The organism is Streptomyces sp. NBC_00038 (assembly GCF_026343635.1).
Lineage (GTDB): Bacteria > Actinomycetota > Actinomycetes > Streptomycetales > Streptomycetaceae > Streptomyces.
The window spans coordinates 5,893,666-5,919,841 of record NZ_JAPELQ010000001.1 but is presented as its reverse complement, the minus strand read 5'-3'; the positions used below and the strand labels follow the sequence as shown (position 1 = coordinate 5,919,841).

The window sequence follows — 26,176 nt, the reverse complement described above, 5'->3', positions numbered from 1 at the left end:
CCTCACTGCCGGGTCGCGGGATCCTTCGGGTTCCGCGGCCCGTTCGTGTTCTTGGACCCGTTCGTCTTCGCGGACCCGGCCGTCTTCGCGGATCCTCCGGCCGTCATCGGGGGTACGGCGGTGTCGAGGGCCTCGGAGAGTTCGGTGAGGGAGTTCAGGAGCAGGCCCGCGCCCTGGCGGACTACCGCTTCCGGCCCGCCCTCGGGGACGCCCGCGCCGTCCCAGGCCTCCAGCGCCTCGCGTACGGCGTCCCAGCGCGGGACGCGACGCTCTCGTATCGCCTTCGCGCCCTGTTCGGTGGCCGTGCGCAGGGCTTCGGCGAAGCGGGCGGCGGCCGGGGCGGGGGGCGCTTCCCGGTTCGGGAAGTGGGCCTCCATGAGCATGGCGACGCGGCCCAGTTGGGCGAGGGCGTCCTCGGCGTCCTCGGCCGCGGTTCTGGACAGGCCGCGGTGGCGTACCGGCTCGTCCTGGGCTCGGGCCACGGCCGCGTGCCAGGAGGCGCGGGCTGCGCGGGAGCGGAGGAGTGCCTCGCGGACGTCGGAGGTGGCGGTGGCGCCGGTGCTGGGGTCGGCGGTGGCGCCGGTGGTGGGGTCTGCGTACCTGGTGACCACCGCTGCCGCGTAACTGCCCAGCGCGGACAGCCAGTCGGCGAGGCGGGTGCGCAGTCTCGGGGTCTCCCAGGCCGGGTAGACCGCGTACGCGATCACCGCGAGCAGGCCGCCCAGCAGGGTGAGCAGTACGCGTTCGGGGACCGTCTGCGTCCACTCCTCGCCGCCCATGCCGAGCAGGAAGACGACGTACGCGGCGGTGCAAGCCTGGGCGGCGATCTGGCCGGTGCGCATCAGCAGGTACATGAACGCCGCGCTGATCACGGCGAGGGTGGCCGAGAGGTTCGTGTCCGGGTGCGCCGCCTGTACGACGCCGGTGGCGAGGGCGACGCCTACGAGGGTGCCGCCGAAGCGGGCGACTGCGCGGCTGTACGTCTGTGAGAAGTCGGGGCGCATGACCATGACCGAGGTCAGCGGGGCCCAGTAGCCGTGGCCCAAGGGGAGCCACGTGCCGAGGAGGTAGCCGGTGGCTGCTACCGCCGTCACGCGGGTCGCGTGGCGGGTGATGGGAGAGCCTCGGTGGAGTTCTCTTCTCATGGAGCGGAGGGCCACGGGGATTAGTTGGGGGAGGGTGGGGCGGAGCTTGGGAGGGGTGGGGGTGGGTTTTCCTGTGCCCGGGGTGGGGGCTGGGGTCGGGGTGGGTGCGCTTGCCTGCGCTTGCAGGGTGCCGCTGTGCCCACCCGTGCCGCCCCTAGCGGCACGCATGCCCACAGCTAGGACAGTTGTAAGGGCGCGCATGCCCGCAGCGGTGGCAGTGGTTCGGAGGCGGCTCGGCGGGTCCTCCTGTGTGCCTCCCGCCGTTTCCGCCACGTCCTCCAAGAGGGTTTTCAGGCGTCTCGCCGCGCGGTACGGGGGGCCGGTCAGGATGGAGCCCGTGTCGGGGGTTCTGAAGGTGGAGACCGCGTTCGGGGGGAGGGAGACCGGGGTTCCGTGGCGGATGGCGTGGGCGGTGGCGTCGAGGATGGTGGCGGCTGCGGCGAGGAGTTCGCGGACTCGGTCGCGGGCTCGGCCCTCGGGTGGGACGCCCATCGCAGGGTCGGCGAGGGAGGCGAGGACGGGGCGGATGCGTTCGGCGAGGCCGCGGGTGCCGTGGAGTTCGGCGGGGCGGGTGCGGGCCTGGCGCGGAGTGACGGCCGCCGCGTTGCGGGCCTCCATCAGCGGGAGCGGGTCGAAGGGAGTCACCGGGTCCTCGTGGAGGCGGCGCGCGTAGTCCGCCTCGGAGGCCAGGGCGTCGGCCAGCGCGTCACGGTGGGCGCCCCATCGCCGTACCGGAAAAAGCACGACGAGCACCGCCTGCACAAGGCCGCCCACGACCATCATCGCCGCGTGGCCCGCCGCCTGCGCGACCGATGTCGGCAGCGTGACCGTGACCAGCATGATCGCGACGTTCGAGGAGGCGATGAGGCCGATGGTCGGGCCCGCCGCCCAGCTCATCCCCGCCAGGAACGTCCACACCACCAGCAGTGCCAGGAACAGGACCAGGTGGGAGATGGTGAGGTAGCCGAGGAACGTGGAGACGGCGAGGCTCGTGCCGGAGGCCAGGGCGAGTTCGGGGCGCGGGCGCCAGCTGCGCTGGAACGTGGCGATCGCCGCCTGGAACGCCCCGAACGCCGAGCTCGCCGCCGCCCCCGGCCCGAACGCCCACAGGCTCACCGCGATCACCAGCGCGAGCCCCACCGCGCCGCGCAGGGCGATCAGCGGTTCGAGACGCTTCCGCTCGACCCGCAGACCCGAGCGTGTGGTCTCCCTCAGCGCCCGGAGCCAGCTCATTCCGCCAGCGTACGGAGGTTTCGGGGGGTTCGCGGTCCGGAGAGGAGGCCGGGCGGAAGGGGCGGGGATGAGCTGGGCGGCCGGGGTGGTGGAACGGGAGCACAGCGATATGCGTGATGATCCTGGGAGCACCGTCACGATCTCAGGGGAACCAGAACATGCGCGCCATACCGATCGCCGTCACCGCCCTCGTGGCGGCCCTCACCCTGACCGCCTGCAGCGACAGCGGTGACACCAGTGGCGGTGACAGCGACACGAAGGCCACCGCCTCCGCCACGGCTGCCGCCGCCACCGCCTGCGAGATCGGCCAGGTCGGCCTGGAGGCCGGCCCCGCCAGCGAGGCCCCGGCCGCCGGCGACACCGGCATCGTGCCCTTCACGATCACCAACAGCGGCGACCAGTGCACGCTGGAGGGCTTCCCCGTCATCGACCTGAACGCCGGCGAGGCCTCCGCGACCGTGGCCGGGGACGAGGCCGCGCAGCCGGAGAAGCTGACCCTGGCGAAGGACGACACCGCGACCTTCACCATCACCTATGTACGGGGTGACGCGGCCGACGCGAAGAGCCTCGACGCGAAGACGGTGAAGATCAGCCTGCCCGGCGCCACCGCGACCAAGGACTTCCCGTGGTCGTACGGCCCTGTCGCGGGGAAGACCGAGGCGAGCGACCCGGACGCCTCCGTGAGCCCGTTCCAGCACGCGGGCGACTGAGCCCCGGAGCAGGCGAGGGTCACGGGATCGGGCGTCGTCCCCTGACCTGCGCCCGGTCCGCCGCCGCGGCCCCTTCTTCCCAGCCGGCCGCGTCGGTCACCCCGCGCAGCCGGGTGGTCACCGTCTGAGGGAACATGCGCTCCGTGTGGTCCGCGACCGCCACGTCGCGGGCCACCAGGACCGGCAGCAACTCCCCCTCGGCAGCTGTCACTTGGCTCGCCTGGCTCTCCGCGGCGGACGCGAGCCGGTCGCCGATCCGGTGCGCGTACGCGGCCAGGAACGACTGCCGGAAGGTCTTCGTACGCTTCCGCCCGCCCGCGCGCTGCGCCGCCTCCGCCTTCGTCATCGCGGCCGTGGCCTGCACGAGCAGTGAGGTGTAGAGGAGTTCGACCGCCTCCAGATCGGGTTCGAAACCGACGACGGTCGAGAAGCCGAGGGCGTCGTTCCACACGGCGCGACAGCGGTTCGCCCCGGCCACCGCGTCCAGGAGCACCGCCTTGGCCGTCTCGTACGGCGCCTCGACCCCGATCCGGCAGGCCCCGGGCGCGTCCTTGGCATGCGTACGGGCCGCAAGGAGCGCCTCGTCGATACTGTGCCGCGCCATCAGCTCCTGCGCCTTGGCGCTCAACGCCTCCGCCTCCTCCGGGAACCCGGTCGCCTCGGCCTTCGCCAGCAGGGCGCGGATGCGGGTGAGCATGCGGGAGTCCTGCGGGGCGGCGGCCGCTGTTCCCCCGGGGGCGTCCAGTGGCTCGATGGAGGGGAGGCGGAGGAGCAGCCGGTACAGCTCCAGCGCGGCCGTGGCGTAGGAGAAGCGGTCGGTACGGGGCGGCTGCGCGTCCAGTTCTTCGAGCTGTGCCGCCCAGCGCGGGCCCCGGGGCTCCCGGCTCCCGCTCACGATCAGCGTCGACACCAGGCGTACGTGTACGTCCTCCAGCTCGCGCCGCACGAACCGTACGAGATCGGCGGGCTGCCAGCCGCGCCGCCACGCCCCGGCGACGAACTCCTCGCCGCGCCGGGCGAGTTCGGTGTCCGCCGCGGGGTCGGCCGCGAGCATCGAGGCGCCGGTGTCGAGGGCCGCGTCGGAGTCGGCGTAGAGGGCGGCCTCGAAGGCGCGCTCCACGGTGCTGGGCGTACTGCTGCTCATTCCTCGATCGTGTCACGGGGCGCCTGGTGGTATGGCCCGGCCTGCGGGTATGGCCCGGCCAGCAGGTGAGGCCCGGCCTGCGGTATGGCTGGCCCTACCCGCAGGAGACCCCCTGGTGGTCGTGTCCTGGCGGCCCCCGGACGGTTCGCTGGAGGGCATGGACACCACAGCGGTACGTATCCGATCCCTGCGCCGTGACTACGGTGCCGTCGCCGCCCTGGACGGGGTCGACCTGGACTTCGACGCCGGGACCTTCACCGCCGTGATGGGCCCGTCGGGGTCGGGGAAGTCGACCTTGCTGCAGTGCGCGGCCGGGCTGGAGCGGCCGAGTTCCGGGACCGTGGCCGTCGACGGGGTCGAGCTGGCCGGGCTGAGTGAGCGGCGGCGGACGCTGCTGCGGCGGGAGCGGATCGGGTTCGTGTTCCAGTCGTTCAATCTGCTGCCGTCGCTCACGGCGGCGCAGAACGTGGCACTGCCGTTGCGGCTGGCCGGGCGGCGGCCCGCGCGCGGGGCGGTGCGGGATGCGCTGGCCCGGGTGGGTCTCGCGGACCGCTCCGGACACCGGCCGTCACAGCTGTCCGGCGGGCAGCAGCAACGGGTGGCACTCGCCCGGGCGTTGATCACCCGCCCGTCCGTACTCTTCGGCGACGAGCCGACGGGCGCGCTGGACACCGGCACGAGCCATGAAGTGCTGTCCCTGCTACGGGAGTTGGTGGACCGCGAGGGCCAGACGACGGTCATGGTCACGCACGACCCGGTGGCCGCTTCGTACGCGGACCGGGTGGTGTTCCTGGTCGACGGGCGGGTGAGCGGGGAGCTGGCGGCTCCTTCGGCGGGGGAGATCGCCGGGCACATGGCCGGGCTGGGGGGCGTGAAGTGCTGATCTTGGCCTCCTTGCGTACGCGCTGGGCGTCCCTGCTCGGCTCCTTCGTCGCCGTCGCGCTCGGGGTCGCCGTGATGACGGCGATGGGGCTCGGCCTCGCCGCCTCCCTCGACGCACCCTCACTGGCGCCGGAGAGGTTCGCCTCGTCGCCGGTCGTGGTGATGGGCCGGGACACGCTCTCGGTGGAGGTCCGGCGGGGGCCGGACACCGCCCAGGTGTCGAAGAAGCTGGCGCATCCACACCCTGTGGACAGTGAACTGATCGCCGAGCTGCGGGAATTGGGACAGGTACGGGTGGACGGGGACGTACGGGACGCGGTGGGCGTGGATGCGCCCGTCGCGGCCGTACGAGGCCTTGTCGGCGACCGCGGCCGCGTCCTGACCGGCGACGACCGCCACCAGGCCGACCCCTCCGCCGCTCGCGACGCCGAGGCTCTGGTCGGGGTCAACTCCCTGCTGGGCACCGCCGCCGGGGTCACGGCCTTCGTGTCGGTCTTCGTGACGGCGTCGACGTTCGCGTTCGTAGTCGCCCTGCGGCGGCGGGAGTTCGGGCTGCTCCGGATGGCCGGGGCGACGCCCGGGCAGGTGCGGCGCATGGTGCTCGGGGAGGCGGTCGCGGTGGGGCTCGTGGCCTCGGCGGTGGGATGCGTGCTGGGGTCCTGGTCAGCGCCGTGGCTGGTGCGGGCGCTGGTGGACGGCGGCGTGGCACCTTCGTGGTTCGCGCTGCCGGGATCGGTGAGCTGGCCGTACCAAGTCGCTTACGGCACGGGGGTGTTGGTTGCCGTCGCCGGAGCGTGGGCGGCCTCGCGGCGGGCGGCTCGTATCGGTCCCGTCGAGGCGTTGCGCGAGGCGTCGGTCGACACGGGGGTGATGCCGTGGTCGCGGCGGGCGGTCGGTTTCACGCTGCTCGCGGCCGGACTCGGCCTGCTGGCCTGGACGTTGGGCACGGATCCGGCGGCGCTGCTGAAGCGGAAGACGTACGTGACGCAGCCGATGGTGCTGATCACGGGGGTGGCGGCGCTGGCTCCGGTCCTGGTGCGTCCGGTCGTACGGCTGATCCGGCTGCCCGGAGCCGCCGGGCTCCTCATCCGCGAGAACGCGGCCACGTCCGTGCGCCGAACCGCCGCCGTGGCGGCTCCCGTTCTGGTGACGGTGGCGCTGGCGGGTTCGCTGCTGGGGTCGGCGGCGACGGTGACGGGGGCGCGGGCGACGGAGGCGCGGGAGCAGACTCGGGGGGAGTTCGTGGTCACTGGGGAGGGGTTGGGAGACGGCTCCGTGGTAGCGGGGGCCACAGTGTCGGCCAGCGCCTCCACCGCGGTTTTCGTACGGGAGGAAGGGACCGCTCTCGTACGGTCCGACGCGCGGGCGGTGAGCGACGTGGCGGCGTTCGCCTCGGTGGCCCGGCTTCCGGTGGTGGCGGGCGACGTGCGCGATCTCGACGACAGCTCGATCGTCGTGAACGAGGAGTGGGAGCGGCACGAGGTGGGCTCGTGGGTCCGGGTTTGGCTCGGGGACGGACGGCCCGCCCGGCTGCGTATCGCGGCGGTCCTTGCGCAGGGGACGGGGGACAACGGGGCGTACGTGACTGCGGCGAACGCGCCGGGCGCCACGGTCGACCGGCTCGACGTGCGGGTGGCGCACGGTGCGGACCGGGCGGCGGTCGCCGAGGCGCTGCGGTCGACCGGCGGGACGGTCCGGCCCACCTCGGCATGGCTGACCGCCACCCATCCGCACACCAGCCCACAGACCCGGCTCGGTCTCCTGGTCGTCCTCGGCATAGCCCTCGTCTACACCGGGATCTCACTCGCCGGGACACTCCTGATGGCCACGTCCGCGCGGGGTGCGGAACTGCGGTCACTGCGGCTCGCGGGGGCCACTCACGGGCAGGTGCTGCGCGTGGTCGCGGGCGAGACGGTGGTGGGCGTCGGCGTCGGAGCGCTGCTCGGGGGCGCTGTCGCCGGGGTGAACCTCGCGGGATTGGCGGTGGCGTTGGGGAGGTTGTCGGCGCCGGTGGGGGTGGGGGTGCCGTGGGGGGTGGTGGCCGGGTGCGTGGGGGTGTGCTTGGTGATCGGGGTGGGGGCTTCGGGGGCGGGCGCGATGACCCTGCAGTCCGTCCGGCTCCGGCGGGCGAAGTAGTGCCCCCCACTCACAAGGCCGCACTTTCAACCCCCGGGGAGGCATATCCAGCCCGTCCGGCGTTTGAGGACGAGCCCTTCGGGCGAGCGGGGGTCTGGGGGCGGAGCCCCCAGGTACGGGACGGGTAGGGGCGGAGGGGGCGAAAAACCCCTCCCCACACCGGCGGACACCCACCCCAGACGTGTCAACTTCGGGTTGACACTCCCCCACTGCCAACCTACGGTTGACACATGACGACGAACCCACCCGGCACGGCATCCGTACGTCTCGACGACCTCATCGACGCCATCAAGAAGGTCCACACAGACGCCCTCGACCAACTCCAGGACGCGGTGATCGCCGCGGACCACCTGGGCGAAGTCGCCGACCACCTGATCGGCCACTTCGTGGACCAGGCCCGGCGTTCGGGCGCGTCCTGGACGGACATCGGCAAGAGCATGGGAGTCACCCGGCAGGCAGCCCAGAAGCGCTTCGTCCCGAAGGCCGACGCAGACCTCGACCCCAGCCAGGAGGGCTTCGGCCGCTTCACCGAGCGCGCCCGGAAGGTGGTGATGGCCGCGCACACCGAGGGCAAGGCCGCAGGCAACACCGAGGGTCTCCCCGTACACCTCGTCCTCGGCCTCCTCGCCGAACCCGACGCCCTCGCCGCGCAGGCGATCACCGCACAGGGCGTGACCCTGGACGCCCTACGCGAGGCGGCGACGGCAGCGCTCCCACCGGCCGCCGCCGAGGTACCGGAACTCATCCCGTACGGCCCCGCCGCCAAGAAGGTCCTCGAACTCACATTCCGCGAGGCCCTCCGCCTCGGCCACAACTACGTCGGTACGGAACACATCCTGCTGGCTCTGCTGGAGTTCGAGAACGGTGAGGGAGTCCTCAGCGGAGTCGGCGTGAACAAGGCGGCGGCCGAGGAAACCATCGTCCACATGATCGCGGAGATCGTGAAGGCGCGGACGGAGACCACCGGCTGACCGGGGCGGCCGGGGCAGGGGCCGGCCGACGCGCCGCGCTCGACGCGATTGTCAGACCCCCCTGCGAGACTCGCAATCATGACCGACCGGTGGGCTCTCGCACCGGCCGAGGACGGCGGCGCGGAGATCGCCCCCCTCGGCCCGGACGGGCTGCCCGCAGGTCCGGTGCGCAGGGAACCGGATCTCGTCGACGCCGTGCGGACACGGCCGGACGTGACCCGGTGGGTCTGGCGGTCCACGGCCGACGTATATCCGCGACTGCTCGCCACGGGGGTGCGAGTGGAGCGGTGTTACGACATCGAGGCCGCCGAGACGCTGCTCCTCGGCCACGAGGGACGGCTCGGCGAACCCAGGTCGGCGGCCGCCGCGCTCGCGAGACTGCGCGGCGGCCCCGTACCGCCGGACCCGCCCCAGCGCTCCGCCGAACCCGGCTCGCAGTCCTCCCTCTTCGAACCGCGCCCGGTGCACGTACCCCTGAAAGACCTCCTGGAGGTGTACGCGGACCAGCGCCGCCGCCACGAAGCGACCGCCTTCCCGGAGCGGATGCACCTGCTGACGACGGCCGAGTCGGCGGGGACGCTGGTGGCCGCCGAGATGAACGAGTCGGGGCTGCCCTGGAGCGCGGACGTCCACCGGGAGGTACTGCACGAACTGCTCGGCGAGCGGTATGCGGGCGGGGGCGAACCCCGGCGCCTTGCCGAGCTCGCCGAAGAGGTCTCGGCGGCCTTCGGGAGGCGGGTCAGGCCCGACCTGCCCGCGGACGTCATAAAGGCCTTCGCGCAGGCCGGGATCAAGGTCAAGTCCACCCGGCGCTGGGAGATCGAGTCCATCGACCATCCGGCCGTGAAGCCGCTGGTCGAGTACAAGAAGCTGTACCGGATCTGGGTGGCGCACGGCTGGTCCTGGCTCCAGGACTGGGTGCGGGACGGGCGGTTCAGACCGGAGTACCTGCCGGGCGGGACGGTCACCGGGCGGTGGGTGACCAATGGCGGCGGGGCGCTGCAGATCCCCAAGGTGATCCGCCGCGCGGTGGTCGCCGACCCCGGCTGGCGGCTCGTCGTGGCCGACGCCGACCAGATGGAGCCCCGGGTGCTCGCGGCGATCTCGCGCGATCCGGGGCTGATGGAGGTCGCGGGCCGTGAGAGCGACCTGTACCAGTCGGTGTCGGACCGGGCGTTCTCCGGCGACCGGGCGCAGGCCAAGCTCGCCGTGCTGGGGGCCGTGTACGGGCAGACGTCCGGCGACGGGCTGAAGAACCTCGCCCTGCTGCGGCGCCGCTTCCCCAAGGCCGTCGCCTACGTGGACGACGCGGCGCGCGCGGGCGAGGAGGGGCGGCTCGTCAGGACCTGGCTCGGGCGCACGTGCCCTCCGGCGGTCGGCGCGTCCGACGATGCCGCATCCGCGTCGGAGGAGGCGGGGCTGCCGCAGGACGACCCCGCCGAGACCACCGGCGACCAGACGTCCGCCTGGGTCCCCGGCTACGCCTCCTCCAACTCCCGCGCCCGCGGCCGCTTCGCCCGCAACTTCGTCGTCCAGGGCAGCGCCGCCGAATGGACCCTGCTGGTGCTCGCCGCCCTCCGGCGCACCTGCAAGGACCTGGCGGCCGAGCTGGTCTTCTTCCAGCACGACGAGGTGATAGTTCACTGCCCGGCCGAGGAGGCCGACACCGTGGTGACCGCGATCCGCGAGGCGGCCGACCTCGCGGGCCGCCTCACGTTCGGCGAGACACCGGTGCGCTTTCCGTTCACGACGGCGGTGGTGGAGTGCTATGCGGATGCGAAGTGAGCTCGCTAGGGCTGGTACATCTCGCTACGGCCGGGACTTCTTGCTACGGCTGGGACTTGAGGAGTTCCCTCAGCTCCCCCACCACCGGGGTGTCCGTCCCGTCCAGCGCTTCGAGAGCCGACCGCCACTGCCCGTACGCTCCCTCGGCGTCACCCTCCATGCTCAGCAGCAACCCGCGCTGATGGCGGGCGAGACCTCCGCTGTACCCGTCGGCGCGGCTGTCGGCACGGCCGAGGAGCAGGTCGCACTCGCGCGCGGCCCGCGCGCCGAGCCCCACTCCGCGCAGGGCGCGCACCAGCCCGAGCCGGGTCTGGGCCTCGCCGTGCCAGTCGCCGTGGCTGCCGAGAATGCGCAGGCTCTCCTCGAAGTGCGGCAGGGCGGCGACCGGTTCACCGAGGGTGAGGTGGGCGTAGCCGATGTTGCAGTGCGCGGAGTGCCGGATGATCACGTCGTCCAGCGCGTCGCCGAGCGCGAGGCTCCGCTTGTGGTGGTCGATGGCGGCCCGGGGGTCCGTGTGCTCGTACAGGTTGCCGAGGTTGCTGTAGGTGATGGCCTCGGTGTGCTGGTCCCCCAGCCTCCGTGAGAGTTCGAGGCTTTGCAGGAGCGCCTCGCTGGACTCGTCGTGCCGGCCGAGCCCTTCGAGGAGCATGCCGCGGTTGTTCAGGCCCCGCCGCACCCACGACAGGACCCCGAGCCGACGCCAGATCGCCAGCGCCTCGTCGTTCAGTGCGAGCGCCTCGCCCGCGCGCCCGGTCATGAAGTGCAGCCCCGCGAGGTCTCCGAGCGCGTACGCCTCGGCGGCCTCGTCCCCGAGCCGTCGCGCGGCACAGAGCGCGGACCGCTGGAGCACCTCGGCCTCGGCGACGCGGCCACTGCGTTGGGCGTACGGGTGGAGCAGGCGCACCAGCACGGGAACGTACGAGCACACCTGCGCGTACCGCTCCACCAGCACGACCACGTTCTCCAGCTCCAGATCACCCCAGGCGAAGGCCTCCTTCGCGGAGCCGAACGGCTGCGTGGCCGCGACGTCCGCCACGTGCGAGGCCGGCTGCGACGATGTCGGCCTGCCGCGGTCGTCGCGGTCGAGGCCCGGCTCGACGATCGCGGCGAGGGTGCGTGCGGCTACGGCGGCGTACCAGCGGAGGGCGCGTTCCGCGGGGACGGGGGTTTCGGGCTCGGCGTCTGCCTCTGAGTCGGTCTGGGCGTCTGTCTCCGTGCCGGCCTCCGGGCCCGCCATCTCGGCGGCCGCCGCGGTGGGTGCGTCGCTGGGCGGCGCGGGGGTCTGCGCTGGGGCCGTCTCGCTTGCCGTCGCGGGGGGTGCGTCGCTGGCCAGCGCGGGGATCGGCGCTGGGGCCGTCTCACTTTCCTTTGCGATGACTGTCTCGGTGGCCGACGCAGGAGCCGTCGGGGAGACCGGCATGGGATCCGGCGCGGGGGCCGTTGCGGAGACCAGCGCGGGCGCCGTTGCGGTGGCCGACGCAGGGGCCGCCGCGGAGACCCGCATGGAATCCGGCGCGGAGGCCGTCACAGAGACCGGCGCGGAGACCGCGTCGGTCTCCCTCCCGGCGTCCGGTGTCGCCGCGATCTCGCGGGCGAAGTCGCGGACGAGGTCGTGGGGTGCGTAGCGGGCGTAGGCCGTCTCCTCCAGGAGGGCGACGTCGACGAGGCGGTCGAGGGCGGCCTCGGCACGGCGCTGGTCCGTGCCGGTGAGCCGAGCGAGGAGGGGTGCCCCGTACGCGGGGAGGTCGAGCGCACCGATACGGCGCAGGGCGAGCGCCGCGTCCCGGTCGGCCTGCCGCTCCGAGGCGTGCAGCGCGTCATGGGCGACGGCCAGCGACCTTCGTACGCTCAGGTCGTCGTACTCGAGATGGTGCAACCGCCCTTCCGTGGCGGCCAGTTGACCGGCCAGCGCGTCCGGCGTGAGCGCGCGGCGCGCGGCGAGGCGGGCCGCGACGATACGGAGGGCGAGCGGCAGCCGGCCGGTGAGTTCGACGAGAGGGTGTCCGCCGTCGAGCCCCTCCACTCGTCCGGAGACCGCGCGGAGCAGCACCGCGCTGTCCTCGTCCGACAGCGGGGCCAGAGGGAAACGGTGCGCGCCGTCCAGTGCCGTGAGCGGCGAACGGCTCGTCACGATCACCGCGCACCCCGAGCCCGCGGGCAGCAACGGCCGTACCTGCCCGGCGTGCGCGGCGTCATCGAGCACCATCAGCGTGCGGGTGGGCGCGAGCATCGACCGGAGCAACGCGGCGGCCGCGTCCGGGTGTTCGGGGATGCGGCGCGGCTCCGTACCGAGGTCACGCAGCAGCGCGGCGAGCGCCTGACCGGGCGTGAGCGGGGTCATTCCGGGTGTGGCCCCGTGCAGGTTGAAGTACAGCTGCCCGTCAGGGAAACGCTCCCTGAGCCCATGCGCCACATGCAGCGCGAGCGCGCTCTTGCCGACGCCTGCCATGCCGCTGATGACGGCGACGCGGGGGCCGGTGGTGGTGTGGTGATCGTGATCCGCGTCCAGGACCGGGCGCAACGCTTCCTGTACGTCGCTTCGGCCGGTGAAGTGTGCGGGGGGAGGCGGAAGTTGAGCGGGTCGAGGCGGGGTCGGGTGGGTGAGGGTGGTGGGCTCTGAGGGGGTGCGGGCCGACGGGGCGGAGGACGAATGGGCGGAGCCTGGAGGGGCGGAACCAGCAGGTACGGAGCCAGCGACACCGGACTCCGCAGCACCGGACTCCGGGGATCTTGGCTCCTGAGAGCGTGACTCCGGGTGACCTGGCTCTGAGGAAACGGACTGCTCGGAGCGGGACCCTGCGGAGCGGGAGCCCGCAGGACCGAACCCAGTGGAGCGCGCCCCAGCGGAGCGAGACCCTGCAGAGCCGAACCCAGCGGAGCGCGACCCCGAGCCTCCCGCCCCTTCGACCTCGGCCGCATCGCGCGCCGCCCCGCCGGAGCTCCCAAGAAACTCCCCCGCGCTCCCCCCATCCCCCTCCCGAAGGATCTCCAGGTGCGCCTCCCGCACCGCGGTCCCCGGTTCGACGCCGAGTTCCTCGACCAGGCGGGCCCGCAGGTCACGGTGGACGGCCAGGGCTTCGGCCCGGCGGCCGGTGCGGTGCAGCACGAGCATCAGCAGCCGGTGGAAGGCCTCACGGAGCGGATGCTCGGCGACGAGCGCGGCCAACTCCGGTGCGAGACGGTCCAGTCGAGCCGCTCCGGAACAGCCGCCCACCCCAAGACCCTCGGAACCCCCACCCACCCCAAGGCCCCCGGAACCCCGGGCCCCCGCCCCCACAAGGCCCAACTCAGCCTCGTACCGCCACTCCAGAACAAGCAGCCGCGCCTCCGTGAGCCTTTGAACGAGGGCGTATCCGCCGCTCTCGGGCGGGAGCCCGCTCAGGGGCGTGCCGCGCCACAGCGCGAGCGCGGTCGCGGACTCGCTCAGCGCGCGCTCCCAGTCGCGCCCGGCGTGCGCGGCACGTGCGGCCGTGACGTGGTTCTCGAAGACTCGGACGTCCAACTCGCCCTCGCCGACGCGCAGGACGTACCCCGGCGGCACGGCGCGCAGCCGCTCCGGTTCGTCGAGGAGGCGCCGCAGCCGCGTCACATGGTTCTGCAGGGAGGCCTGCGCGGACGCCGGTGGCGCCCCGCCCCACAACGCGTCCTTGAGCACTTCGACCGAGACGACCCGGCCCGGCTCAAGCAGCAGCGCGACCAGCAGGGCGCGCATCTTCCCGCTACCGACCGAACGGACCTCGCCGTCGGCGTCGTACAGAACCGGTGGCCCCAGCAGCCCGAACCGCAGTCCACGCCGCAGCCCGTACCGCATAACGCCGCCCCACTGCCTTCCCGCACACCAACCCGACCGCGCCGACGGCGACTTCCGGCCGCCCGGCGCTCGGCTCCCCGTGGAACCGTTGGTCACTACCGTTGGCCATTATGTTAGCGATCCGTTGGCGTGGCCTGATGTGATCACTACATCGGATCTGGCCCGACGGCGCGCGCGTTCAACGCGCAACTCGGGGGAGTGTCACCGCCGTGGCCGGATCCGGGGACGCGAGAGGCCCCAGTCGTCGAGGTGAGCGACCGGGGCCTCCGTCTGTCGTGTCAGCCCGAGTACGAGCCCCTGGCCTCGAACCGCTCGGCCGACGGCGGCCCGGCCAGCAGTCCTTGAGACCGGTTCAGTGCACCGAGAACCCACCGTCGACGAAGATCGACTGCCCGGTGACGTACGCGGAAGCGCCGCTCGCGAGGAACACCGCGGCACCCGCGAAGTCCTCGGCGAGACCGTTGCGCCCGATCATCGTGCGCGCGGCGAGCGCCGCCACCTTCTCCGGGTCGGACGACAGCCGCGCGTTGAGCGCTGTCATCACGAAGCCCGGCACCAGCGTGTTGCAGGTGACGCCGTGCGGCGACCACGCCTCGGCCTGGGAGCGGGCCAGCGACTCCAACGCACCCTTGGAGACTCCGTACGCACCACTCTGGACGAACGCCCGGTGCGCCTGCTGGGAGGTGATGTGGATGATCCGCCCGAAGCCGCGCTCGGCCATGCCGGGCCCGAACCGCCGGCCCAGCAGGTAGGGCGCCTCCAGGTTCACCGCCATCGTGGTGTCCCACACGTCCTCGCCGAGCTCGCCCATCGGCGGCCGGAGGTTGACCCCGGCGCTGTTGACGAGAATGTCGGGCTCACCGAACACCTCGGCCACCTGCTCCGCCCCCGCGCGCACCCCGTCGCGAGTACTCAGATCGGCACTCACCCAGGCCGCCCGGCAGCCCTCCGCCACCAACTCCTCGACCGTGGCGACGAGTTCCGGCTCCTTGCGCGCCACGACCACGACACTCGCGCCCGCCCGCCCGAGCGCCCCGGCGATGGCCCGCCCGATGCCGGAACTACCCCCCGTCACCACGGCAACCCGGCCGTCGAGCGAAAACAGTTCAGAAAGGTAGGTCTGCGAGGTCATGTCCGCACCCTAGATGGCACACCCAAGGTGACAGCGCGCGGGGCGGAACACGACGCGTTGAGGTGATCATGACCGCCCGAGGCTGGGCCGAACCGGCGACCCGAGGTTCCCGCCGGTGTCGGGCGCGGCTCGGCAGGGGACCCATGGAGGGCTCCTTCAGCCTCGGGAAAGCCGTGTGCCGGGCCGATGCCGGGCCGGTGCCGGTGTCCGATCGCGGCTGTCTTTGGCAAAGGCAAACACGGAACGACGGAACGAGGGATGGCTGTGGCCAAGGCATATCTGGTGGGCAGTGGGATCGCGTCGCTGTCGGCGGCGGCGTTCCTGATCCGCGAGGGCGGGTTCGCGGGGGACGACATCGTGATCCTGGAGGAGCAGCACCGCGAGGGCGGCAGCCTGGACGCGGCGGGTTCGCCCGAGACCGGGTACACCATGCGCGGCGGGCGGATGTTCGAGGTCCACTTCGACTGCACCTACGACCTGCTGTCCTCGATCCCCTCGCTGGACGACCCGGCCAAGTCGGTCACCGAGGACACGTTCGCGTTCCACGAGGACTTCGCCTGGGACGACCACGCCCGCCTGGTCGACGGACACGGGAACATCATCGACGCGCACTCGATGACGTTCTCCGAGCGGGACCGACTTGAGCTCGTGAAGTGCGTGGCCACCCCGGAGAAGCTGCTGGACGGCAAGCGGATCGCGGACCTGTTCCACGAGGAGTTCTTCACCACCAACTTCTGGGCGATGTGGTGCACGACCTTCGCGTTCGAGCCCTGGCACAGCGCGATCGAGTTCCGCCGCTACCTCAACCGCTTCGTCCACCTGTTCAAGACTTTCGACACCATGTCGGGGATCTACCGCACCCGGTTCAACCAGTTCGACTCGATCGTGCGCCCGCTCCTTGCCTGGCTGACGGCCCAGGGAGTGACCCTCCAGCTGGGGACCCGCGTCACCGACCTGCGCCTGGCCGACGGTGACGCACTGACGGTGGAAGCCCTCACCTGGGACCGCGGTGGGAAGTCCGGGGAGACGGCCGTCGGTCCGGACGACCTGGTCTTCGTCACCAACGGCTCGATGACCGCGAACTCCACCCTGGGCTCGACCGACACGGTCCCCGCCCTGGACACCACCTCTGCCAGCGGCGCCTGGCAGCTGTGGGAGACCCTGGCCGCCAAACGCCCCGGAGCCGGCCTCGGTGACCCGAAGGTGTTCGACTCCTCGACGAAGGACTCCACCTGGGAGTCGTTCACCGTCACCACCAAGGACCCGCTCCTCTTCAAGCTGATGGAGGAGTTCAGCGGCAGCGAGGCCGGCAAGGGCGGCCTGATCACCTTCAAGGAGTCGAGCTGGCTGCTGACCATCGTGCTGAACCACCAGCCGCACTTCCGTGAGCAGCCCGAGGACACGTTCGTGTGGTGGGGCTACGCCCTGTTCCCGGACCGGCAGGGCGACTTCGTCGGCAAGCCGATGTCGGAGTGCACGGGCCGCGAGATCCTCGACGAGGTGCTCCAGCACCTGCCGTTCGCCGAGCGCGAGCGGATCCTGGACGGCTCCATCGTGATCCCGGCGAAGATGCCCTACATCACCAGCCAGTTCCTGGTCCGCAAGGCCGGCGACCGCCCCCAGGTCGTCCCCCAGGGCTCCACCAACCTGGCGTTCATCGGCCAGTACGCCGAGGTCCCCGACGACGTGGTCTTCACCGTCGAGTACTCCGTGCGCACCGCCTGGACCGCGGTGGCCCAACTCCTCAAACTCGACAGGCAGCCCCCGCCCGTCTACAAGGGCCGGTACGACCCGAAGATCCTCGTCGAGGCCCTGGAGACCCTGCACCGCCGCTGACGCAGGCGCACGGATCGCCGAAGCAGCTCTGTACCCCGCCGTACCCCGCGCACGTATACGAAAGTCTTTCGTAACCGAGGAATTTCCCGTCCTTGTCCTGGGCGTGAATTCCGTGTCAGTGTCCCGGCCAGCAGGCAGGCCACCCGCGGTGGGGCACCCGAAAGCCTTTCGGACCGGATTCCGTTTCCGATCTGCCTCGCTCACCATCGGCATGCCGAAGAAGAGAGGCACACCATGCGGGGAATCCCGGTCATAGGAAATCTCGGAAGTCCGAGAATTCGACGCGTCGTCGCGTCCGCCGTCACCCTGGCGGCGGCCGCGAGCCTCGCCGCCTGCGGGTCCTCGGGTCCGTCCACGACCTCGTCGGCAAAGGGCCTGACGATGTGGGCGCTCAACGACCAGACGATCCTCAAGGAGTCGGTCGACGCCTACAACAAGGACCACTCGGACGCGAAGATCACGCTGCGGCTGTTCGCCAACGACGACTACAAGCAGAAGCTGCGCGTGGCCTTCGGCGCGAACCAGGCCCCGGACCTCTTCTTCAGCTGGGGCGGCGGCGCCCTCAACGACTACGTCAAGGCGGGCAAGGTCGACGCGCTGACCGCGTCCGAGGTGAACTCGGACCGGTACACCCCGAGCGTGATGCAGAGCGCCACCTTCGACGAGAAGGTCTACGGCGTGCCCGTCAACGGCCTGGCCCCGGTCGTCCTCTACTACAACAAGAAGGTGCTGGCCGACGCGGGCGTGGAGCCGCCGAAGACGTACGAAGACCTGCTCGCGGCCGTGCAGAAGCTGAAGTCCAAGGACGTCGCGCCGCTGTCGCTCGCGGCCGGCTCCAAGTGGCCGACGCTGATGTACCTGGAGTACCTGCTCGACCGCACCGGCGGCTCCCGGGTGTTCGCGAACATAGCCGCCGGTGACGCCTCCGCCTGGACGGACCCGTCGGTCACCAAGGCCAACCAGAAGCTCCAGGACCTGGTGAAGGCCGGCGCCTTCGGCGACAGCGCCTCCTCCGTCATCTACGACCAGGGCGCCTCCACCGCCCTGCTCTACACGGGCAAGGCGGCGATGGAGGTGATGGGCACCTGGGAGTACGCCAACATCGTCAAGGCCGCACCGGACTTCGCCAAGAAGGACCTGGGCTACGTCGCCTTCCCGGCACTGTCCGACGGCGCCGGCAGCCCGGAGAACATCGTCGGCAACCCGTCGAACTTCCTGTCGCTGAACTCGTCCTCCAAGCACAAGTCGGAGGCGCTGGGCTACCTGAAGGACTACATCCTCAACGACTCCCAGATCGACGCCTACCTCGCGGCCGGCAGCGTGCCGCCGGTCAAGGGCCTGGACTCGAAGCTCGCGGCCGTGAAGTCGACGACCGACAAGGACTGGCTCACGTTCGTCTACGACCTGGTGGACCAGGCACCGAGCTTCCAGCTCTCCTGGGACCAGGCCCTGCCGTCCGACCAGGCCGACCCGCTGCTGACCAACACCGACAAGTCGTTCCTGCGGCAGATCTCGCCCACCGAGTTCGGTGTGAACATGAGCAAGGCGGCGTCGTGACCGTCACCGTCCCGACGAGCACCCGCACACGCCGGAGAGGGGGCAGCGGCCTCCTCATGGCCGCCCCCGCCCTGCTTCTCTTCGGCCTGTTCGGTCTCGTCCCCCTGGTGGGCGTGGCTGCACTCAGCCTCGCCCGCTGGGACGGCCTGGGCTCCGTCGGCTGGGCCGGCGGCGGCAACTGGAGCGGCGTCCTGACCGACGGCGCCACCTGGCAGTCGCTGTGGCTCACCGTCAAGGTGATGCTGGTCAGCTGGCTGATCCAGACGCCCATCGCCCTGGCGCTCGGCGTCTTCCAGGCGCCCCGGGGGCGGCTGCGCGCGCTGCTCTCCGTGCTGTTCTTCCTCCCGCTGCTGCTGTCCGCAGTGGCGATCGGCCTGACCTGGCAGGCGCTGCTCGACCCGTCCTTCGGCATCGGCGCCACACCCGGCCTGCACTGGCTGGCCAAGCCGCTGCTCGGCTCGCCCGAACTGGCCCTGTACACAGTGATCTTCGTGATCGCCTGGCAGTTCGTGCCGTTCCACGCCCTGCTCTACCAAGCGGGGATACGACAGATCCCGACCGCCCTGTACGAGGCCGCCGCCCTCGACGGCGCCGGGCCCCTGACCCGCTTCCGGCACATCACCCTGCCGCAGCTGAAGTACACGATGGTCACGTCCAGCACGCTCATGCTCGTCGGTTCACTGACGTACTTCGACCTGATCTTCGTCCTGTCCGGCGGCACCGGCGGACCGGGCACCGCCACCCGCGTCCTCCCCCTGTCCATGTACATCACCGGTTTCCAGGCCCACGACATGGGCCGCGCCAGCACCGTCGCCACCCTCCTGGTGGTCTTCGGCCTCGGCCTGTCGCTGCTGATGACCCGCCTGTCCGGCTTCACCCGGATGGACAGCCAGCAGGAGGGCATGTGAGCACCACCGTGACCAAGACCCGCCCCGCCGCCAAACGGCAGGGACACGTCCCGACCCACAGAGCGGTCACCCCCAGGCCCGTCCGGCCGAACCCCGTGGCAGGGATCCTCCGCCGCGCCCTCACCGGCGGCGCCGCGCTCTTCTGGACCGCGCTCGTCGTCGTACCCGTCTACTGGCTGGTCGTCACCAGCCTGCGCAGCAGGGCCGACTTCACCACCGACAGCCCGCTCGCACTGCCCGGCCACCCGACGCTCGACAGCTACCGGACCGTGCTGGACGGCGACTTCACGACCTATCTGCTCAACAGCGTCGTCGTCACCGCGGGGACGGTGGTGCTGGCCGTCGCGTTCGCCCTCATGGCCGCGTTCGCGATCGTCCGCAACGCGGGCAGCCGCTTCTCCCGGCTGTCCTTCCGGCTGTTCCTGCTGGGCCTGGCGATCCCACTGCAGGCGGTGATCATCCCCGTGTACCTGCTGATCATCAAGATGCAGCTGTACGACAGCCTGCTCGCGATCGTCCTGCCCTCGGCGGCGTTCGCGCTGCCGATCACCGTGATGATCCTGGTGAGCTTCCTGCGCGATGTGCCCCGGTCGCTGTTCGAGGCGATGATCGTGGACGGCGCCGGAGACTGGCGCATGCTCTGGTCCCTTGCGGCGCCGCTGGCCCGCCCGGCGCTGATGACCGTCGCCGTCTACGACGGACTGCAGGTCTGGAACGGCTTCCTCTTCCCGCTCATCCTCACGCAGAGCGGCGACAGGGCGGTGCTGCCACTGGCGTTGACCCTCTACCGGGGCCAGTTCGGCATCGACGTACCGGCCACAATGGCCGCCGTGGTGCTCTCCACCCTTCCGATGCTGGCGCTGTTCATCCTCGCCCGCCGTCAGCTCGTCGCCGGTCTCACCGCCGGTTTCTCCAAGTAGCCCGCACCACCGGGCAGTTCACCCCACCCGTTACGACGGCCGGGCCCCGCGCCCGGCCCCGTCGGCGTGCCCGCGCACATCCCCGAGGAGTCGTGAATGACGACCACCATGCCCGGCCACGGCGGCCTCCCCCAGCGGGAGGGCGACCGCCCCTGGACCGACCCCGCCCTCTCGACCGCCGAGCGCGTCGAGGCGCTGCTCGCCCGGCTCACCCTGCCGGAGAAGGTCGCGCAGCTCAGCAGCACCTGGGAGGACATCGAGGCCGACGGCCCGGAAGTGGCCCCGGGGAGCAACCACTTCGGCCGGGTCGGCGACCTCGACGCGACCGCCCGGCACGGCCTCGGCCAGCTCACCCGCCCCTACGGCACGCTGCCCCGGCCCGCGCTCGAACACTCCCGTCTCCTCGCCCGGCACCAGCGGCAGGTGATGGCGCAGAGCAGATTCGACATCCCGGCCATGGCACACGACGAGTGCCTGACCGGCTTCACCGCCTACGGCGCCACCATCTATCCCACCTCTCTGGGCATGGCGGCCACCTTCGACCCCGAGCTGATCCGCAAGGTCGGCGAGGCCATCGGCTCCGACATGGCCGAGGCCGGGGTCCACCAGGGGCTCTCCCCCGTCGTCGACGTCATCCGCGACTACCGCTGGGGCCGCTGCGAGGAGACCTTCGGCGAAGACCCTTACCTGGTCGGCGAGTTGGCCGAGGCGTACGTCACCGGTCTGCAGAGCGCCGGTGTGTACGCCACCCTCAAGCACTTCGCCGGGTACTCCACTTCGATGGGCGGCCGCAACCACGCCCCGGCGCAACTCGGCCGCCGCGAACTCTTCGACGTCATCCTGCCGCCCTTCGAACGGCTCGTCGCCGCGGGCGTGCGGTCGGTCATGAACTCGTACGCCGAGATCGACGGCGAGGCGCCCGCCGCGAGCCGCTGGCTGCTGACCGAAGTACTGCGCGAGCAGTGGGGTTTCGAGGGCACCGTCGTCTCCGACTACTGGTCCCTGCCGTTCCTGGTGAACGCCCACCGGGTCGCGGCCGACCTGCCCGGCGCGGGCGCACTCGCCCTGCGGGCCGGGATGGACGTCGAACTGCCCGACCAGCGGGGCTTCGGCGACGCGCTCGTCCACGCCGTCGAGCAGGGTTCGGTGGCCGAGGACCTGGTCGACCGGGCGGTGCGCCGGGTGCTGCGGCAGAAGGTCGAGCTCGGGCTCCTCGACCCCGACTGGGACCCGCGACCGCCCGCCCTGCGCGCGGGCGAGCTGGACCTGGACAAGCCGGAGAGCCGTCAACTCGCGCACAAGGTTGCCCAGTCGAGCGCGGTCCTGCTGTCGAACGACGGGATCCTGCCCCTCCAGGACGCCGCCGGCCGGATCGCACTGATCGGCCCGTGCGCCGACGACGTACGCACCATGTTCGGCTGCTACAGCTTCCCCAACCACGTCCTCGCCGAACGCGACGACCTCGGCAACGGCGTCGAGGCGGCATCCCTGCGCACCGCGCTGACCGAGGAACTGCCCTCCGTGAACTGGGAGTTCGCCGAGGGCTGCCCGATCCGGGACGAGGACCGCTCCGGTATCCCCGCCGCGGTGGAAGCCTGCGCGGCGGCCGACCTCACCGTGCTGGTCGTCGGCGACAAGCCGGGGATGTTCGGCATCGGCACCTCGGGCGAGGGCTGCGACGTGGAGGACCTGCGTCTGCCCGGCGTCCAGGAGGAGTTGGTCGAGGCGGTCCTTGCGACGGGCCGGCCGGTCGTCCTGGTCGTCAGCAGCGGCCGCCCTTACGCGGTGGGCCGGTTCGCGTCCTCCGCCGCGGCCATGGTGCAGGTCTTCCTGCCCGGCGAGGAGGGCGGCCGGGCGGTGGCCCAACTCCTCGCCGGGAAGGCGAACTTCAGCGGCAAGCTGCCGGTGCAGATCCCGACCACGCCCGGCGGCCAGCCGTACACCTATCTCCACCCGCCGCTCGGCGACCGGCAGAGCTGGCTGTCCAACCTCGATCCGACGCCCGCGTTCCCCTTCGGCCACGGACTCTCGTACACGAGCTTCGAGATCGACCTGGGGACCGTCGACCGCGAACTGGTGCCGGTGGACGGGGAGTTCACGGTCAGCGCGCGCGTGCGGAACACCGGGACGGTCGCGGGCGCCGAAACCGTCCAGCTGTACGCCGTCGACCCGGTCGCGCAGGTCACCCGGCCGGTGCGTTCCCTGCTGGGCTTCGCCAAGATCGGCCTCGCCCCCGGCGAGCAGGCGACGGTCCGCTTCCACGTCCACACCGACCGCCTGGCCTTCACGGGCCTGGACGGCAGGCGCATCGTCGAGCCCGGCGAGATCCTGCTGCAGGCGGGCTCCTCCAGCCTGGACACACCGGTGCGGGAGGCCGTCCGGCTCGTCGGTGAGGAGCGGGACGCGACGGTCGTACGGCATCACGCGGTGGCGGTGACGGTCGAGCGGGAGTGACTCACAGGGGCGGGCGGCGCCACCGGTCAGTCGGTGGCGCCGCCCTCTTTTGGTCTGTTATGCCCGGCTCCACCTCTGGGTGGCGTTGCCGAGAGCCGACCACAGTTGCACCGGCGATCCGTTCGCCGTCGCCCAGTTATTGACGTCGATGGCGAGACCGTTGGAGCGGTTGACGACGGACCCGTCCAGACGGAACCACCACTTCTGGCTCTGCTTCCCGTTGCAGGCCCAGAGGATGAGCGTGGTGCCCGCGGTGGTGCCGTCGCCGTTGGCGGCAAGGCAGTTGCCTGCGATGCGGAGTTCACCCGCGGCGGTCTGCGTGATCAGCTGGTTCGCGTTGCCGGAGCAGTCCCAGATCTGCACCTGAACACCCGTCGCGGCGTTCGGCACGTCCAGGCAGCGACCGGAGTTGGCGCCCTTCAGCGTGAAGGACGCGGCGGTCGGCAGCGGGTCCTGGACGAGCTGCCAGTCCTGTGAGCCGTCGGTGGCCGACGCCGCCACGGTGACGGAGCCGCCCGCCGTCGCACCCGTCATGAACAGACTCGTGTTACGGACCGAGCGGATCTTGTAGTACCCGTCGGTCGAGGAGACGAGGGTCCACTGCTTGTCGGTGGCACCGTCGTCGACCCACTGGGCCAGCTTCTGCCCGGCCGTCGCGGTGCCGGTCCAGATGGCGACCGAGCGGCCACCGGTCTTGTTGAGCAGCGTCACGTTGGCGCCCTTGGCCGTCAGATGCCAGCGCTGCGAATCGTCCGCGGCGGCCCGGGGCTTGAGGACCAGGTCGGGGACGTTTCCGGTGAGGTTCGCGTCCTGCGTCTTTCCGGTGTCGGGGCTGAGGACCTGCCCGGTCAGGCGGTTGACGAGGGTGGTGTAGGCGCCGTCGGACCGGCCGAGGTCGACCTCGCCGTATTTCACGGGCCCGGTGCTCCCGCCGCTCCACGAGGCCTGGAGGATGAGGACGCGTCCCGTGCCCTCGACGTACTGGAGAGTGCGGCTGTAACCGCTGGGCATCGTCGTCTGGTACTCCTTCCAGGTCCCGGTGCTCAGACCGGACTCGTTCACCCAGACGTTGCCGCTGCCGGACGCGTTGTAGACGATCCGCCCGTCCGGCATCGGGAGGAGCACCGGGCTGCCGCCCGTGGACAGCGTGCGGCCGCCCGAGGGCACCGGCAGTGCGGTGATCGCGGCGTCACCGGCCGCGTAGAACTTCAGCGGGTCGTCCGCGATCCGGTAGCGGACGTTCGTTCCGCCGCCCCAGTACTCGTACGTGAGAAGCCACTTGCCGTCGGTGGTCGGGGCGATCGTCGTCATGCCCGGGCGGCCGCCGCCGATCTCCGTCTTGCCGCCGTTGTTCACGGTGGCGCCGGGGATGTCGACGACCGGCTGGCTCCAGGACGTGCTGCTGCCGTCCCAGGTCTTGTGCACGAGGAGCTGGCCGCCCGAGTCCGGCGCCGTGTCGTTGGCCGGGTCGATGGTGGGTATTCCGGTGGTGGTGTTGTAGCCGAGGTAGTCGTTCTCGTCGGAGTAGTAGGCGACGAGCTGGCCGCCCCGGGCGACCAGGTGCGGCTCCCAGAGCGGATCGACCTGGGCGGAGGTGTTGGCGTTCGAGACACGGCCGATGGCGCCCGCGCTCCCGCCCTGCCATCCGCCGGTGGCGATGATGTTCTGGATGCTCCAGGACGCGCCCTGGTCGGTGCTGGAGTACAGCGCGAGCGCCACGTCCTTGCGGTCGCCGTCACCGGTCGGCGTCCAGCTGGAGTTGGCGGCCTTCTGCTCCTGGTAGTAGTAGTCGTCCCCCGAGACGATGCTCGCGAGAAGCAGCGTGCCGGCGCTCAGGTTTCCGACGTTCTGCGGGAGCACGTAGAGATACGGGTTGGTCCAGTTGCTCGTGTACTTCGCGTACTTGGCGTCGCTGGACAGGTAGGCGGGGGCTTTGACGTCGGCCAGCTTCTGCCAGGTCGTACCGGCGTCGTCGCTCTTGTGGATGGGCATCGTCTGCCCCACCGGAGCGGTCTGGCTGTTCTCGAACGTCGCCACCAGCCGGCCGCCCGGGAGTTGGGCCGACTTCGGGTAGAGAACGCAGGGATTCTTGTTGCAGGCGGCGGGATTGTCCGCGACATACAAATTCGCTGGGGTCGGCTGATATGCCTGCGCACTGGTCGCGGAGGCAATGGCGAATACCAGGCCGACGCCGAAGGCCGACACTGCCGCAACTGCCTTACTCATGAAGGGTTTTGTCATTGCGGTTCGTCTGAGCCTGACGGCGGCGGCCGGAGGGCGGGCTGTCGCGAGCACGGCGTTCCTTTCACCCGGGGGAAGCGCACGCCTCGTTTCATAAAAGGGGAGTTGAGGGTGCGCTGGGTAGGACGCCCAGTATTCGGAGCCGACACCGCAATGTCACCGCCGCGTTTCGAAAGTGTTTCGCACAGTGGCGGGCTACGTGGTATTGACGCGTCGGCGAACAGACGTCGAGGTCCGCAGCACGAGCTCCGTGGCCAGCTCGATACGCGGTGACGCGGGCGCCCGGCCCTGGGCGAGCTCCAGGAGCACCCTGGTCGCCTCGCGTCCCAGTTCCTCGAAGGGCTGGCGTACGGCGCTCAGCGGCGGGCAGGCCATGGCCGCGACCAGCGTGTCGTCGAAGGACATCACCGCCAGGTCGTCCGGCACGGCGAGCCCCTGCTGACGGGCCGCCTCCAGGACGCCGAGCGCCTGTGCGTCGCTGGCCGCGAAGACGGCCGTGGGCGGGTCGTCCGCCCGCAGGATCTGCGCGCTGGTGGCGAGCGCCTCGGCGTAGTCGAAGTCGGTCGAGCGGACGATCGCCGGGTCGTAGGCCAGCCCGGCCTCCTCCAGCGCGGCCCGGTAACCGTGCACCCGCGCCGCCCCGGCCAGGGAGTGGGAGCGGCCCGCGACCATGCCGATACGGGTGTGCCCGAGGTCCAGCAGATGCTTCACGGCGTCCCTGGCACCGCTCCAGTTCGTCACCCCGATGCTGGGAATGTCCTCCGAGGGCGCGCTGAGCGGATCGATCAGGACGACCGGGAGTCGCTGTTCGACGATGCGGCGCTGGTCCTCCTCGGACAGCATCGAGATCACGATGACGATCCCGGCCGCGCCGAGCGCCACACACTCCTGCAGCCACCCGGAGATCGACCGCCGGCTCGTCGTCCCGGTGACCACGTCGATCCCGAGCCCGCCGGCCGCGTCCACGATGCCGCGGACCACCTCAAGGGTGTACGGCCCCGACAGGTCCCGGAACACCGCGATGATCTGCCGGGGCGTCGCCGGATCCCGCTCCCATGGGCGGACGAACCCGTGCCGTGCCAGCAGTTCCTCGACCCGCTCACGCGTCGCCGCGCCGACGTCCCGGCGCCGGTGCACCACCTTCGACACCGTGCTGAGCGAGACCCCCGCCTCACCGGCGATGCTCGTCAGAAGGCCGTACTGCGCCTCCAGCTGCCCCTTGCCGCGACCTGTCACTCGATGCCCGTTCCGCTCGCCGAACACCGATACGCCGGACCGCACCGCGTATCTGTCCACAAACTTCGCCGCAAG

Annotated in this window: 16 protein-coding genes; 10 read left to right on the top strand and 6 right to left on the bottom strand. The window is 71.5% G+C overall.

Features of this window, described 5'->3' with window-relative positions:
* Nucleotides 1–2 precede the first annotated feature (2 nt).
* Nucleotides 3–2,378 carry an FUSC family protein gene (locus OG219_RS26745; protein ID WP_266830546.1) on the bottom strand — a complete coding sequence of 792 codons (2,376 nt, stop codon included), beginning with the start codon at nt 2,376–2,378 and terminating at the stop codon, nt 3–5.
* Nucleotides 2,379–2,536: 158 nt separating this feature from the next.
* On the opposite strand from OG219_RS26745, the gene OG219_RS26740 reads away from it, so the two are divergent.
* A complete protein-coding gene (locus OG219_RS26740; RefSeq protein ID WP_266830544.1) occupies nt 2,537–3,088 on the top strand; it encodes a DUF4232 domain-containing protein in 552 nt (183 codons plus the stop codon).
* A gap of 19 nt (nt 3,089–3,107) precedes the next feature.
* On the opposite strand, the gene OG219_RS26735 is transcribed toward OG219_RS26740, so the two are convergent.
* Complete coding sequence (locus OG219_RS26735; RefSeq protein WP_266830542.1) at nt 3,108–4,232, bottom strand: DUF2786 domain-containing protein; 1,125 nt, start codon at nt 4,230–4,232, stop codon at nt 3,108–3,110.
* 157 nt (nt 4,233–4,389) lie between these two features.
* Here OG219_RS26735 and OG219_RS26730 point away from each other — a divergent pair, with 157 nt between their 5' ends.
* The 4 genes from OG219_RS26730 (at nt 4,390) to OG219_RS26715 (ending at nt 10,006) form a co-directional block, all read left to right on the top strand.
* A complete protein-coding gene (locus OG219_RS26730; RefSeq protein ID WP_266830540.1) occupies nt 4,390–5,115 on the top strand; it encodes an ABC transporter ATP-binding protein in 726 nt (241 codons plus the stop codon).
* Nucleotides 5,109–7,250, top strand: a complete 2,142-nt coding sequence (locus OG219_RS26725) for an ABC transporter permease (protein ID WP_266830538.1) — start codon at nt 5,109–5,111, stop codon at nt 7,248–7,250. The genes OG219_RS26730 and OG219_RS26725 overlap by 7 nt, the downstream gene beginning before the upstream one ends.
* 230 nt (nt 7,251–7,480) lie before the next feature.
* Nucleotides 7,481–8,221, top strand: coding sequence for a Clp protease N-terminal domain-containing protein (locus OG219_RS26720; RefSeq protein ID WP_266830536.1), 741 nt, complete (start codon nt 7,481–7,483; stop codon nt 8,219–8,221).
* Nucleotides 8,222–8,299: 78 nt separating this feature from the next.
* Nucleotides 8,300–10,006, top strand: a complete 1,707-nt coding sequence (locus tag OG219_RS26715) for a bifunctional 3'-5' exonuclease/DNA polymerase (protein WP_266830533.1) — start codon at nt 8,300–8,302, stop codon at nt 10,004–10,006.
* 43 nt (nt 10,007–10,049) lie between these two features.
* Here the strand turns inward: OG219_RS26715 and OG219_RS26710 are convergent, their stop codons facing one another.
* Together OG219_RS26710 and OG219_RS26705 are read right to left on the bottom strand one after the other, a co-directional pair.
* Nucleotides 10,050–13,817 carry a BTAD domain-containing putative transcriptional regulator gene (locus OG219_RS26710; RefSeq protein ID WP_266830531.1) on the bottom strand — a complete coding sequence of 1,256 codons (3,768 nt, stop codon included), beginning with the start codon at nt 13,815–13,817 and terminating at the stop codon, nt 10,050–10,052.
* Nucleotides 13,818–14,169: 352 nt separating this feature from the next.
* The gene (locus OG219_RS26705; RefSeq protein ID WP_266830529.1) at nt 14,170–14,949 is read right to left on the bottom strand and encodes an SDR family NAD(P)-dependent oxidoreductase; all 780 of its coding nucleotides are present in this window, start codon (nt 14,947–14,949) and stop codon (nt 14,170–14,172) included.
* Nucleotides 14,950–15,159: 210 nt separating this feature from the next.
* On the opposite strand from OG219_RS26705, the gene OG219_RS26700 reads away from it, so the two are divergent.
* The 5 genes from OG219_RS26700 to OG219_RS26680 all read left to right on the top strand — a co-directional run bounded on the left by OG219_RS26700 (nt 15,160) and on the right by OG219_RS26680 (nt 22,624).
* The gene (locus OG219_RS26700; RefSeq protein ID WP_266836240.1) at nt 15,160–16,785 is read left to right on the top strand and encodes an oleate hydratase; all 1,626 of its coding nucleotides are present in this window, start codon (nt 15,160–15,162) and stop codon (nt 16,783–16,785) included.
* A 234-nt stretch (nt 16,786–17,019) separates the two neighbouring features.
* The gene (locus OG219_RS26695) at nt 17,020–18,342 is read left to right on the top strand and encodes an extracellular solute-binding protein (protein ID WP_266830527.1); all 1,323 of its coding nucleotides are present in this window, start codon (nt 17,020–17,022) and stop codon (nt 18,340–18,342) included.
* A 56-nt stretch (nt 18,343–18,398) separates the two neighbouring features.
* On the top strand, nt 18,399–19,250 hold the full coding sequence (locus OG219_RS26690) for a carbohydrate ABC transporter permease (protein WP_266836239.1): 852 nt from the start codon (nt 18,399–18,401) through the stop codon (nt 19,248–19,250).
* A complete protein-coding gene (locus tag OG219_RS26685; RefSeq protein ID WP_266830525.1) occupies nt 19,247–20,170 on the top strand; it encodes a carbohydrate ABC transporter permease in 924 nt (307 codons plus the stop codon). Before OG219_RS26690 ends, OG219_RS26685 begins: the two co-directional genes overlap by 4 nt.
* Before the next feature lie 96 nt (nt 20,171–20,266).
* Nucleotides 20,267–22,624, top strand: coding sequence for a glycoside hydrolase family 3 N-terminal domain-containing protein (locus OG219_RS26680; protein ID WP_266830523.1), 2,358 nt, complete (start codon nt 20,267–20,269; stop codon nt 22,622–22,624).
* 57 nt (nt 22,625–22,681) lie between these two features.
* Here the strand turns inward: OG219_RS26680 and OG219_RS26675 are convergent, their stop codons facing one another.
* Nucleotides 22,682–24,850 carry an RICIN domain-containing protein gene (locus OG219_RS26675; protein ID WP_266830521.1) on the bottom strand — a complete coding sequence of 723 codons (2,169 nt, stop codon included), beginning with the start codon at nt 24,848–24,850 and terminating at the stop codon, nt 22,682–22,684.
* 210 nt (nt 24,851–25,060) lie between these two features.
* Nucleotides 25,061–26,161, bottom strand: coding sequence for a substrate-binding domain-containing protein (locus tag OG219_RS26670; protein ID WP_266830519.1), 1,101 nt, complete (start codon nt 26,159–26,161; stop codon nt 25,061–25,063).
* Nucleotides 26,162–26,176: the final 15 nt, after the last annotated feature.